The 11,964-nt window shown below is 60.5% G+C and carries 13 protein-coding genes; 5 read left to right on the forward strand and 8 right to left on the reverse strand.

The window, feature by feature from the left end; genetic code table 11:
- Window positions 1–33 precede the first annotated feature (33 nt).
- Complete coding sequence (locus L8K08_RS15595) at window positions 34–522, forward strand: type VI secretion system tube protein Hcp (RefSeq protein WP_242198429.1); 489 nt, start codon at window positions 34–36, stop codon at window positions 520–522.
- A gap of 19 nt (window positions 523–541) precedes the next feature.
- On the opposite strand, the gene nadE is transcribed toward L8K08_RS15595, so the two are convergent.
- From nadE to L8K08_RS15610, 3 genes are all read right to left on the reverse strand, one after another.
- Window positions 542–1,357 (reverse strand): ammonia-dependent NAD(+) synthetase, encoded by an 816-nt coding sequence (gene nadE, locus L8K08_RS15600; protein WP_242198432.1) that lies wholly within the window; start codon window positions 1,355–1,357, stop codon window positions 542–544.
- Between the two features lie 77 nt (window positions 1,358–1,434).
- On the reverse strand, window positions 1,435–2,673 hold the full coding sequence (gene pncB, locus L8K08_RS15605; RefSeq protein ID WP_242198435.1) for a nicotinate phosphoribosyltransferase: 1,239 nt from the start codon (window positions 2,671–2,673) through the stop codon (window positions 1,435–1,437).
- An 11-nt stretch (window positions 2,674–2,684) separates the two neighbouring features.
- Window positions 2,685–3,332: a nicotinamidase gene (locus tag L8K08_RS15610; protein WP_242198439.1), complete on the reverse strand. Its 648-nt coding sequence runs from the start codon at window positions 3,330–3,332 to the stop codon at window positions 2,685–2,687.
- A gap of 146 nt (window positions 3,333–3,478) precedes the next feature.
- On the opposite strand from L8K08_RS15610, the gene L8K08_RS15615 reads away from it, so the two are divergent.
- Window positions 3,479–4,171, forward strand: a complete 693-nt coding sequence (locus L8K08_RS15615; RefSeq protein ID WP_242198442.1) for an NUDIX hydrolase — start codon at window positions 3,479–3,481, stop codon at window positions 4,169–4,171.
- A gap of 138 nt (window positions 4,172–4,309) precedes the next feature.
- On the opposite strand, the gene L8K08_RS15620 is transcribed toward L8K08_RS15615, so the two are convergent.
- Both L8K08_RS15620 and L8K08_RS15625 read right to left on the reverse strand, forming a co-directional pair.
- Complete coding sequence (locus L8K08_RS15620; protein WP_242198444.1) at window positions 4,310–5,083, reverse strand: L-iditol 2-dehydrogenase; 774 nt, start codon at window positions 5,081–5,083, stop codon at window positions 4,310–4,312.
- A gap of 18 nt (window positions 5,084–5,101) precedes the next feature.
- Window positions 5,102–6,412 carry a sugar ABC transporter substrate-binding protein gene (locus L8K08_RS15625; RefSeq protein ID WP_242198447.1) on the reverse strand — a complete coding sequence of 437 codons (1,311 nt, stop codon included), beginning with the start codon at window positions 6,410–6,412 and terminating at the stop codon, window positions 5,102–5,104.
- A 210-nt stretch (window positions 6,413–6,622) separates the two neighbouring features.
- Between L8K08_RS15625 and L8K08_RS15630 the strand changes: the two genes are divergently transcribed.
- The 3 genes from L8K08_RS15630 to L8K08_RS15640 all read left to right on the forward strand — a co-directional run bounded on the left by L8K08_RS15630 (window position 6,623) and on the right by L8K08_RS15640 (window position 9,703).
- Window positions 6,623–7,561: an AraC family transcriptional regulator gene (locus L8K08_RS15630; protein WP_242198450.1), complete on the forward strand. Its 939-nt coding sequence runs from the start codon at window positions 6,623–6,625 to the stop codon at window positions 7,559–7,561.
- A 154-nt stretch (window positions 7,562–7,715) separates the two neighbouring features.
- Window positions 7,716–8,663 (forward strand): nucleoside-specific channel-forming protein Tsx, encoded by a 948-nt coding sequence (locus L8K08_RS15635; RefSeq protein ID WP_145166099.1) that lies wholly within the window; start codon window positions 7,716–7,718, stop codon window positions 8,661–8,663.
- A gap of 14 nt (window positions 8,664–8,677) precedes the next feature.
- Window positions 8,678–9,703 carry a purine nucleoside permease gene (locus tag L8K08_RS15640; protein ID WP_242198453.1) on the forward strand — a complete coding sequence of 342 codons (1,026 nt, stop codon included), beginning with the start codon at window positions 8,678–8,680 and terminating at the stop codon, window positions 9,701–9,703.
- 129 nt (window positions 9,704–9,832) lie between these two features.
- On the opposite strand, the gene L8K08_RS15645 is transcribed toward L8K08_RS15640, so the two are convergent.
- From L8K08_RS15645 to L8K08_RS15655, 3 genes are all read right to left on the reverse strand, one after another.
- A complete protein-coding gene (locus L8K08_RS15645) occupies window positions 9,833–10,168 on the reverse strand; it encodes a DUF6124 family protein (protein WP_242198455.1) in 336 nt (111 codons plus the stop codon).
- 570 nt (window positions 10,169–10,738) lie between these two features.
- Window positions 10,739–11,698, reverse strand: a complete 960-nt coding sequence (locus L8K08_RS15650) for a zinc-binding alcohol dehydrogenase family protein (protein WP_242198458.1) — start codon at window positions 11,696–11,698, stop codon at window positions 10,739–10,741.
- A gap of 30 nt (window positions 11,699–11,728) precedes the next feature.
- The gene (locus tag L8K08_RS15655) at window positions 11,729–11,902 is read right to left on the reverse strand and encodes a DUF1427 family protein (RefSeq protein WP_145166095.1); all 174 of its coding nucleotides are present in this window, start codon (window positions 11,900–11,902) and stop codon (window positions 11,729–11,731) included.
- Window positions 11,903–11,964 lie beyond the last annotated feature (62 nt).

Here is an 11,964-nt window from a genome sequence, read left to right on the forward strand (position 1 = left end):
CAGTTCCGGCGAACGATCAGACATGGGGCGAGCATGGCAACGGATATGTTTTTAAAGCTTGGCGATATCAAGGGCGAGTCCAACGACCAGACACATCGTGATGAAATCGATATATCGCGCTGGGGTTGGAGGATCACGCAAGCAGGGTCGATGCACAGCGGAACTGGCGGCGGAGCCGGCAAGGTCGATATGGGCAATATCGCTATCGAAAAGCCCCTGGATAAGTCCACGCCGAATCTGATGATGGCCTGCGCAACGGGCAAGCACTATCCGGGAGCCCGAATTGTGGTGCGCAAAGCGGGAGGCGCCAGCAATGTGGAGTATCTGGTGATCACCTTGAGGGACGTCATGGTGGCCTCCTATGAGACGCGCGCAGCAGCAACCAATGATGTACTGACAGAGGAAATCAGCCTTAACTTTGCCAAGGTTGAAGTCAGTTACCAGCCGCAGAACGCCGATGGCGGCAAGGAGGGTGGACCTGTCCGGTTCGGCTGGAACATTCGCGAAAATATCAAAATCTAGAGAACGAGTGATCCCCGACTTAGTCGGGGATCACGGGCAGCGCACGTTTGTGCGCTGTCTTGCGGTAGGCCCCTTCAACAATCGCGCGCACCCGCTCACTCACCGGCTCGCCCATCAGGTAGGCGTCGATTTCTGCATAAGTGCAGCCGTAGGCCTGCTCATCCGCCTTGCCCGGCGCCAATTCTTCGAGGTCGGCGGTCGGTAATTTGTGCACTAGGTTGCCCGGCGCACCGAGGGCGTTGGCCAGCAGACGCACCTGGGTCTTGGTCAGGCCCGACAGTGGCGCGAGGTCGCAGGCGCCGTCGCCGAATTTGGTGAAGAACCCCATCAACGCTTCGGCGCCATGGTCGGTACCGACCACCAGGCCGTTGTGCAGGTTGGCCACGGCGTACTGCGCAATCATCCGCGTGCGGGCCTTGACGTTGCCCTTGATGAAGTCGACATGCGCCGCGCTGGCTTCAGTGGCCGTCAGGCTGGCCATCAGGCCGTCGACGCTGGCGGCGATATTCAAGGTGTCGATGTGGTCCGGCTTGATGAAATCCAGGGAGGCCTGAGCATCGCTTTCATCGGCCTGGGTTTTGTACGGCAGGCGCATGGCGATAAAGCGCGCAGCGTAGCCTTCGGCACGCAGTAGCTCCACGGCCAACTGACACAGACGGCCCGCCGTCAGGGAATCGACACCGCCGCTGATGCCCAACACCAGCGCCTTGCAGCCGGAGCTACGCAAGGTGCTTTTGATGAAATTGATGCGCCGCTGAATCTCCTGCGGTTCGCTGCCCTTGACCAGCGCGCGGTTGATGTTCAGTTCTTGCGCGATACGTGCCTGAGTTTGCATATCACACCTCTCTCTATGACTTGGATTGACCTGTGGGAGCGGGCTTGCCCGCGAAGACCGCGTGTCAGTCAACACCGTCAGTGCTGATCCACCGCTTTCGGGAGCAAGCCCCCTCCCACCGAAAATACCTTGGCCGCGTACTGCAAAAACGAGGCGTCTTCACAGACGTTCTTGATCGGGTCATCGGAAAACTTCACCACCGGCTCGCCGTGTACGCGCACCAGCTTCATCACGATGCTCAGCGGTTCCACACCCTCCACGTCGCAGGCCAGGCTGGTGCCCATGCCGAAACCGAACTTGGCCTTGCCACGGATGTGCCGCAGGATCGGCAGGCATTTTTCGAAATTCAGACCGTCGGAGAACATCAGGTCCTTGGTCATCGGGTCGATGCCCAGCTGTTTGTAGCGGGCCAGGACTTTGTCGGCCCAGACGATGGGATCACCCGAGTCCTGGCGCAGGCCGTCGTAGAGCTTGGCGAAGTACAGGTCGAAATCCTTGAGGAAAAAATCGGTGCTGATGCAGTCGGTCAAGGCGATGCCGAGGCGGCCGCGGTATTCGCGCACCCAGTTTTCCAATGCGGCGTTCTGGCTCTCGCGCAGGCGCCCCAGTTGCTGGTGCACCATCAGCCATTGGTGGGCCATGGTGCCGATCAGCGGCAGGTCGAATTCGTAGGCCAGGTGCGCGTTGCTGGTGCCGATGAACTGTCCGGGGAAGTCGCGGCGCATGATGTCCACCACTTCGCGCTGGGCCTTGAACGACAGGCGCCGGCGTGTGGAAAAGTCCGAGACGCGCAGGTCGGCCAGCTCCTCACGGCTGAGGTTTTTCTCCAGCCAGTCGAACTTCTGGTAGAGCTTGCGGGTGACGTCTTCCAGGCTCACGTCGGGGTATTTGTCGCGGTTGCGCAGCTCACTGACCAACGCCAGCACCGGCTGTTCGAACATGATGCAGTGCAGCATCGGCCCGACCACGCGGATGTTCAGTTGGCCGTCGACCTCGCTGACATGGATGTAGCGCAGGTTGAAGCGGAACAGGCCCAGGAAGCGCTCGTAGTCCGGGGTCAGGTATTCGCGAAAGCGCGGGTTGAACAGAAAGCGCAGTTCGCCTTCGCGCATCTGCAGGCCGGCGAGTTTCTCCAGCTCGTCGCGCAATTGCGGGATCAGGTGGCCGAGTTTTTCTTTGGAACGGACGATGAAGTTGTATTCCACGTCGACATTCGGGTGCTGGTGCAACACGGCCTGCATCATGGTGAAGGTGTAGTAGTCGGTGTCGAGCAAGCCCTGGATGACCGGGGATTCGTAGTCGTAGGCACTTTCCATGGTGTTTCTCCTTAGCGCGTGGCCATCGCGGCCAGTTCTTCGCGGGTGCTGCTGATGACAACACCGGCCTTGAGCAACTCATTCACCGCCTGAACGCCGCCCTCCTCGCTGATACCTCGGCAGGCCGGCAAGTGCAGGACCACCTCCAGGCCAGCCTTGAGCAGTTGCAGCGTGGTGGTCTTGACGCAGTAGTCCAGGGCCAGGCCACCGACGATCACGCGGCGCACGCCTTGGGCGTTCAAATACTCGATGACGCCAGTGGACAGTTTGTCGTGCAGGTCGTGGTAGCAGGCACCGTAGGGGTGCAGGTCGGGTTCGACGCCTTTCCAGATGAAGTAGTCGTAGTCATACGGCGTGGGCAGTTCGTCCAGCAGCGTAAAACCCTCGGTGCCCGGCACGCAGTGGCTGACCCAGGTGACATCGGCGTGGGCCAGGCCGGTGGGTTGCAGCATCTCACTGTGCTGCGTGACCACCCACGGGGCATGCGGGGTGTGTGCGTCTTTGCTGCCGACACGGTGGCCGGCGAGGCTGGCCATGTAGTTGAGTTCGGCACCGATCCGGTCACCGCCAACCACCGGCAATTCGTTGGGGCACAGCGGCGTGAAGCTCTTCTGGGCGTCGACGTCGAATGAAGCAATGGCAGTTTTCACGAGGGTCATAGTGATTCTCCGGTGGCCTGGAAACAAAAGTACACGTCATGTACTTTCATTGCAAGAAACATTTAGTTATCTATGCTGGAGCAAGTACATGACATAGCTGTTCGATCCGTTAGACTGTGCCCCACCGCTGTTCAGAAGGATTTCCCATGCCACTCAGTGCCTACCTCCACACCGTCGACTTGTGCGTGTTGTTCTATTGCCGTGCCGCCGGAGAATTGAAGCTACTGCTGAACAAGCGCGAAGCCGAGCCCTTTGCCGGCCATTGGGCGTTACCGGGCGTGGTGGTTAATGGCGGCGTGCAAGATCTGAGCCTCAAGGATGCCGTGGAGCGCTTGCGGGCGAGCGACAAGGTCGGTTTTGATTTGGCCTGGAGTGAGCAAGTCGGCACGGTGGGCGATGCGTTTCGCGACCCGCGCTGCTGGTCGTCGTCCACGTACTACCTGGCGATCGTGGCCGATGATGTGGTGTTGGGTGAGCATCAGGCCTGGTTTTCGCTGAATGCAGTGGCCGATGGCAGTATCAAACTGCCCTTCGATCACAACCTGATCGTCGCCGCCGTGCAGGAGCGGCTGTTTTCCAAGTCGCTGTACAGCAACTTGCCGTTGATGTTTTTGGGCAACGAATTCAGCGCGCCGCAAGCGACCACGATCTTCTCGCGGGTGCTGGCGCGGCCGGTGTTGAAGACCAGTATCCGCCAGCGTTTGTTGAAGCTGACTGAGGCGGGGTATTTGCGTGAGACGGGGCGCAAGAAGAATGGCGAAGGCGGCAGGCCCCAGGCGACGGTGGAGAACCTGAAGCCTGGGGAAGTGTATTTTTTTGATCGCAGTTTTGCTGAGTAGCCTGGCACTTAAGAACAGCAAAGATCCAATGTGGGAGCTGGCTTGCCGGCGATAGCGGTGGGTCAGTCAGTAAAGCTGTCACTGACAGACCGCCATCGCAGGCAAGCCAGCTCCCACATTCTTAATCGATGCTCGGCTTTAGTTCATCCAATTACCGCCATCGACGTTGTAGGTCTGGGCCACCACATAGTCGGCCTCTTTGGAAGCCAGAAAGATAGCCATCCCGGTCAAATCCTCCGCCGTGCCCATGCGCCCAAACGGCACCTCGGCCCCTACCCGCTTCTTCTTCTCGCCGGGCGCCAAGCCCTCATGCTGGGCAAACAACGCGTCCACGCCATCCCAGTGCTCGCCATCCACCACGCCGGGGGCGATGGCGTTGACGTTGATGCCCTGCTTGATCAGGTTCAGCCCCGCCGATTGCGTGAGGCTGATCACCGCCGCCTTGGTCGCACAATAGATCGCCACCAATGGCTCGCCTCGCCGCCCGGCCTGGCTGGCCATGTTGATGATCTTGCCGCCGTGGCCCTGGCTGATCATCTGCCGGGCGGCGGCCTGCAGGGTGAACAGCGTGCCGGCGACGTTGATCGAGAACAGCCGCTCGTAGCTGTCGCGGGTAATGTCGACGATGGGCGCCAGATCGAACAGTGCAGCGTTATTGATCAGGATATCGAGCTTGCCGGCATGGGCCACCACGGCGGCAAGCGCGGCGTCGATGGAGGCTTGGTCGGTGACGTCCATCGCGACGGCATACGCCTGTGGGCCCAGCTCAGCCGCTGTGGCCTGGGCACGTTGCAGGTTGATGTCGGCGATGGCAACCATTGCGCCTTCGGCGATATACGCCTGGGCAAAGGCGCGACCGATGCCACGCGCCGATCCGGTGATCAGCGCGCTCTTACCTTCGAGTCGTTTCATGGGGCTGTCCTGTAGAAATTATTTCGGGTAGCCGGCGCGTTTCATCTCGCGCTCGGTGGTGGACTGAGCGTCGAGCAGCGCCTGATCAACCGTCATGCCGCCGGTAAGCGCCGCCGAAAACAACTTGCCGACGGAGGTGCCGATGGCCTGGAACTCAGGAATGGTCACGTACTGGATGCCCACGTACGGCACCGGCTTGGCCGAGGGGTGCGCGGGGTCGGCGTGCTTCATCATTTCCAGGGTCACCTGGGCAAACGGCGCGGCCTTCAGGTAAGCCTCGCTGTAGGTGGACTGGCGGGTGCCCGGCGGCACGTTGGTGATGCCTTCTTTATCGGCGACCAACTGGATGTAATCCTTGGACGTTGCCCAGGTGATGAAGGCCTTGGCAGCGTCTTTGTGCTTGGAGGTCGCCGGGATCGCCAGGGACCAGGCGTATAGCCAGGAGGAGCCTTTGTCGGTGACCTCGGTGGGTGCCGCAGCAAAACCTACGTCGTCGGCGACTTTGCTTTGGCTTTTGTCGGTGGTGAAGGAGCCGGCGACGCTGGCGTCCACCCAGATCGCGCACTTGCCGCTGTTGAACAACGCCAGGGTTTCATTGAAGCCATTGCTGGAAACACCGGGCGGGCCGTAATTTTTCAGGGTGTTGACGTAATAGTTGGCGGCGGCGGTCCACTCGGGACTGGTCAATTCCGGCTTCCACTGTTCATCGAACCAGCGCGCGCCGAAGGCGTTGGCCATGGTGCTGAGCAGCGCGATGTTCTCGCCCCAGCCGGCCTTGCCGCGCAGGCACATGCCGTATTGGCCTTTGTCTTTGGCCGTGAGTTTGGCGGCGAACTCCCCCAGCTGGGTCCAGGTGGGCTGCGCGGGCATGCTCAGCCCGGCTTGCTTGAACAGGTCGGTGCGGTAGTAGGTCACGGTGCTTTCGCCGTAGAACGGCAAGGCGTACAGGGTGTTATTGACCGACAGGCCCTGGCGCACCGACGGGAAAATATCTTCGGCGTCGTAATCAGCCGGCAGTTGGGTCAGGGGTTCCAGCCAGTGCTTGGCGCCCCATAACGGCGTCTCGTAGGTGCCGATGGTCAGCACGTCGAACTGGCCGCCCTGGGTGGCGATATCGGTGGTGAGGCGCTGGCGCAGCACGTTTTCTTCCAGTACCACCCAGTTGAGTTTGATGTCCGGGTGCTGGGCCTCGAAGACCTTGGACAGGCGTTGCATGCGGATCATGTCGCTGTTGTTGACGGTGGCGATGGTGACGGTGTCGGCGGCGTAGCTGGGCAGGGCCAAGGCCAGGCCGGACAGCAGGAAAAGCGCTTGCGGAAGCTTGAACATGGCGGTTTCCACCTGTTGTTTTTGTTGTAGAGCGCCGATTACAGCAGCTTGGCCAGGCCCTCACAAACGCATGGCGAATGCTCGGCTGATACTTTTTTAACCTGGGCTCGCGGATCAAAAAAGTATCAGCGCCAGGCGAAACCGGGGGTAGCGTGCCCGTTGTCAACCGGCGTATTTTGCAGAGATTCCATAAGTAAAAGAGGCATCAGCATGCCCATCAACCGCGCCAAGCTGTTCGAGCATCGCCCTGCCGAACTGGAAGTCATCCTGCCTGAGCCGGACCACTGCTTCCGCTGGTTCGAACACGATTACCCGTATGACCTGGCGCGCTGGAACCACCACCCCGAGTTCGAAATCCACCTGATCCGCCAAGGCAGCGGCAAGTTGGTGGCCGGCGACTACATCGGCGCATTCAGTGCCGGGCATGTCGCGCTGATCGGTCCGGACTTGCCCCACGACTGGATCGGCGACCTGGCCCCCGGTGAATACCTGACCGGGCGCGACGTGGTGCTGCAATTCGACGGCGCCGCCCTCCTCGCCCTGCGCAAAACCCTGCCGGAACTTGGCGACTTGCAGCCGCTGTTCGAACACGCCCGGCGCGGCCTGCAATTCAGCGGCGACACCGCCGTGCACGCCGCACGCTTGCTCGAAGACATCGGCAAGGCCCACGGCCTGCAACGGCTGATCCTGTTCCTGCAACTGCTCGACACCCTGAAAAACGCCCCGACGCCAAACGTGCAGGCGCTGGCCAGCCCCTGCTACGCCCCAACCCTGGACGCGCGCAGTGCCGAGCGCATCAACAAAGCCTTCGATTACCTGATGACGGAACTGACCGGCGACCTGCGCCTGTCCGTCATCGCGCAACGCCTGGACATGAGCGAGCCGGGCTTCTCGCGCTTCTTCAAGCGCAACACCGGTCATGGGTTTATCGACCTGATGCGCAAATTCCGCGTACAGCGTGCCTGCCGGCTGTTGCTGCAAAGCGACATGTCGGTGGCGGATATCTGTTTTGAAGTGGGCTACGCCAACCTGTCCAACTTCAACCGGCATTTTCGGATCGAGATGAACCAGACGCCGAGCGAGTATCGGCGCGAAACGGCGATGCATTTGTTTAACCGCATCGAGAAAATGACACCCAGTCATTTTTGATCAAACCGTCGATTAATTCCGGTTTTTTCCCTTTTATTCAAGCCATTGAGCAAAGTTGGTACAGCCTGTGCAAACGTTTGCGGAACGAACTTGGTAGGCAAGTTCTCCTTAACCCGAGGAATCGGGTCTAACCGCGTACGAATAGGGATTTTCAATGCACCCCACCTCAAGGCGTCCTGCTTCCTTTGGTGTTTCCTTGCTACTGGCCGCCGTTACGGGAGTACTCAGCGCACCCATTTTGGCGCAGGAAAAACCCGCCGATGATTCAGCACAGGGCGAAACCCTGGCCCCGGAAGCCAGCCCGACGAAAAAAGGCGCGTACCTGTCGGAATGGTTCAACCAGGACCTGACGCTGATCGGCAGCAAAGACATCAGCTTCGGCCCCAAGCCGCAAGATGACGTGTACCTGGAATACGAGTACTTCGGTCGTAAAGGCCCGTTCGAGTTGTACGGCTATATCGACGTGCCGAAAATTCTCGGCATCGGTAACAGTAATGACAAAGGCGCGTGGGACCATGGCTCGCCGGTGTTCATGGAGCACGAGCCGCGCATCTCCATCGACTACCTGGCCGGTCGCAGCCTGGCCATCGGGCCGTTCAAGGAATGGTATGTGGCGTTTGACTGGATCTACGACCACGGCAGCAACAAGGCGAACCGCGCCAACACCCTGTACAGCGGCTTGGGCACCGACATCGACACGCACTCGCGGGTCAACCTGTCGGCCAACTTCTATGGGCGTTACCAGTGGGAAAACTATGGGGCGAGCAATGAATACCAGTGGGACGGCTACCGTGCGCAAATGAAGTACATCGTGCCCATCAGCAAGTTCGACAACGGCGCGTCGCTGACCTACATCGGCTTTACCAACTACGATTTCGGCTCGGACCTGCACAAGGACAACCCGGCACGCACCGCCAATTCCGTGGTGGCCACCAACGTGCTGCTGTACTCGTTCACCCACCTGCGTTTCACCCTGGTCGGCCGTTACTTTCACAACGGCGGCAACTGGGAGGACGGCAGCGAGCTGAATTTTGGCGAAGGCAACTTCCGCGCCCGCTCGGATGGCTGGGGCTACTACGCCGGTGTCGGCTACCAATTCTGATCAAGGAGTATTAGATGAACGCATTAACCCGTCTTTCGCTGGCCGTCGGCCTGGCTGTGTTGCCCCACGTGGTGCTCGCGGACACCGCGCCGATCAAGCCCAAAGTGATGCTGATCACCATGTTCGCCCCCGAGGCGCAAACCTGGATCGATCGCCTGGAACTCAAGCAGGAAGTACGCGTACCCGGCCTCTCCGCCGAATACCCGGTGATCCGCTGCAACACCCAGGACGTGTGCCTGTTGGTGACTGGCATGGGCCAGACCAACGCCGCCGCCTCGACCCTTGCCCTGGCGCTATCGCCCAAGTTCGACCTGCGCCAGAGCTATTTCCTGATCGCCGGGATTGCCGGCATCAGCCCCAAACACGGCACCATCGGCACCGCCGCCTGGGCGCACTACCTGGTGGAGTTCGGCACCCAGTGGGAGCTGGATTCGCGCGATGCGCCTAAAGACTGGCCGACCGGTTACATCGGCATCAACACCAAAGGCCCGAACGAGAAACCGCCGCTGGACTACAAGACCGAAGTGTTCGAGCTCAACCCCAAGCTGCAAGCCAAGGCATTTGCCCTGTCGCACAAAGTTGAGCTGAGCGAAAGCAAGGAATCCAGCGCCTGGCGCAAACACTACCCGGCCGCCCCGGCCAACCAGCCGCCGCAAGTCACCCAGTGTGACACCCTGGCGGGCAACACCTGGTTCTCCGGCACCCGCCTGAGCGAGCGCGCCGAAGTCTGGACCAAGCTGCTCACCGACAACAAAGGCGAGTACTGCACCACCCAGCAGGAAGACAACTCCACCTATGAAGCCCTGCTGCGCGCCAGTCGCGAAGGGTTGGTGGATATCCAGCGCCTGGCGGTGGTGCGTGCCGGGTCCGATTTCGACCGGCCGTACCCTGGCTACAGCGAAGTGGACAATTTGCTGAAATACGCCGATCAAGGCGGGTTCGTGCCGGCGTTGGAGAACCTGTATCGCACCGGCAATCCGCTGGTTCAAGCGATCCTGAAAAACTGGTCCGCCTGGGAAAAAGGCGTCCCCGAAGCCTGATACAAATCAAACTGCGGGAGCGGGCTTGCTCGCGAAAGCGGTGTTCCAGTCAACCTTTCTGTGACTGACCCACCGCATTCGCGAGCAAGCCCGCTCCCACATTTTTGACTGCGTTAAGGCTCGCGATCGTTAACTCGCCGGGTGGGCCACATTCAGCGCCTTATCCACCAACAGTTGCACCCCTTCCAGCATTCGGCAGATGCCCAGCGCGACATTACGTTGCGACCCTTCGATTTCAAACGCCATATGGTTGGCAATCTGGCTGATGGACGCCAAATCCTGGGAAGCATTGACCAGCAAGGTTTCCGTGCCCAGGTCGGCGCGCACGGTGAAAAGCCCGTCAGTGGGGTCGGGGATGGGTTTTGCGGGGTTGAGGTAGTGGTTGATCGCGCGGTAGGCCACTTCGTGCAGGGTGCTGGTATCGAAGTCGGGTTGGCCGGGTGGATTTGGGCTGTCTTTGATCATGGTGGAACTCCGTCGACAAGTGGAGCTGCCAACGCTCGCGGTCAAGCGAGTTAAGGTGGCAGCTGTACGCGGGTTGACCGACCGGTTGTCAACGAACCCGGCATACCCAAAGGTATCCCGCGCACAACTGCCGCGACACAATACCTCAGGCATAAAAAAAACGCCTGAGATAGGTACAGGGCGTAGCGTTTCGTTAACAAGGTCGGACGGTCAAATCCGGTCGCTGAATGGTCAGCGACGGCAGTGAGGTTAGTCAGCGCCCTTCCGAGCGACAACCTGAAACCCTTGTGGGAAACGTCCGAGTCAAACCCGTTCCCAAAGCCTGATGAAGATCAAACTGTGGGAGCGGGCTTGCCCGCGATGGCGGTGCGTCAGTCAGCTTATTTGTCACTGGCCCACCGCATTCGCGAGCAAGCCCGCTCCCACATTTGGAGCTCAGCACATCAGGTAAATGTGTGTACTCGGTCAAATGTGGGAGCTGGCTTGCCTGCGATGCAGACAACTCGGTACATCAGCCATAACCAGTTGATGCCATCGCAGGCAAGCCAGCTCCCACCTTTTTTCAGCGCATTAAGGCAGGAAGATGATCTTGTCCGCACTGCCCGTGTTCACTTCTTCGTAGCACTGCACGCCATCCGCCAACGCCACTTCGCGCAAGCCTGTCGGCAGCGGCAACGACCCTTCATCAAAGAAGCGTCCGAACTGCTCCAGCATCACCGCGCACTGCTCGCAGTTGTAGAGCAATGAGTTGATCCCCACCACCGAACCGCCTTTGCGATACAACGCCAGGGCCGGCAGTTGCACATGCCCATCCACCGGCGCGGCGATGATTGCGATACGGCCGAACGGGGCCAAACCGGCGACAGCCGCCGGCAACCAGAAACCGGTGGTGTCGAAGATCACATCCGCGCCGCCCTTGAACACGGCGTTGACCTGCGCGCCCAACTCTTCCGGCTGGCCCAGCGTAATCGCGTCAAACCCTTGAGCCTGCAGCACCTCAACCTGATCCGCCTTGCGCACCGCCCCCAGTACCTGCGCCCCCCGGATCTTCGCCAACGCCAACGCCGCGCTGCCCACGGCGCCATTGGCACCAATCACCAACAACCGCGAGCCTTTGGCGACACCGCTACGCTCCAGTGCATCCCACGCGGTGGTGTACGGCACACCCAGGCTGGCGGCTTGGGCAAAACTCAAGTGGCTCGGCTTATGCGCCACGCCCTTGGCCGACACGGTGAGGTATTGAGCGTGGGAGCCATCGGCGAAAAAGCCGAGGTCGCGCCCGGTGCCCCAGACCTCTTGACCGACCAGTGCCTGCGGCCCCTCGACCACAACCCCGGCAAAATCCCGGCCGGGAATCCGCGGCACCGTGGTGTAGGGAAAACGGCCGAGCACGTTTTTAACATCACTGGGGTTCAGGCCCGCAGCCTTGATCTGGACCAGTACTTCACCGGCGGCCGGCACCGGCCTGGCGACGTCAACGAAACCCAGGGCGGCGAGGTCGCCGGTGGCGGAAAATTGCAGTGCTTTCATGGCCAATATCCATCGAAGGGAAAAAGGAAATCAGGACAACCAACCGCTGACCCACTCGCGCCCCATGGGCCAGAGTTTCTCGCCGAGCAACATGCCCATCAGGCCCACCAGGGCAATGGCAGGCGGCGCGGGTGAGCGGAAGTCCAGGGCGCCGTAGATCACGCCGACAAACAGGCCGATGGCGAGGGAAATCAGGTAGTTCATGGGGGCGGCGCCTTGTAGGTTGATGCGCTCAGTGTAGTGAGCGCCTGCCTGAAGCATCGGCC

The sequence above is a fragment of the Pseudomonas sp. TREG-RG-20F-10-E-6-01 genome (assembly GCF_022662455.1).
Taxonomy (GTDB): Bacteria; Pseudomonadota; Gammaproteobacteria; order Pseudomonadales; family Pseudomonadaceae; genus Aquipseudomonas.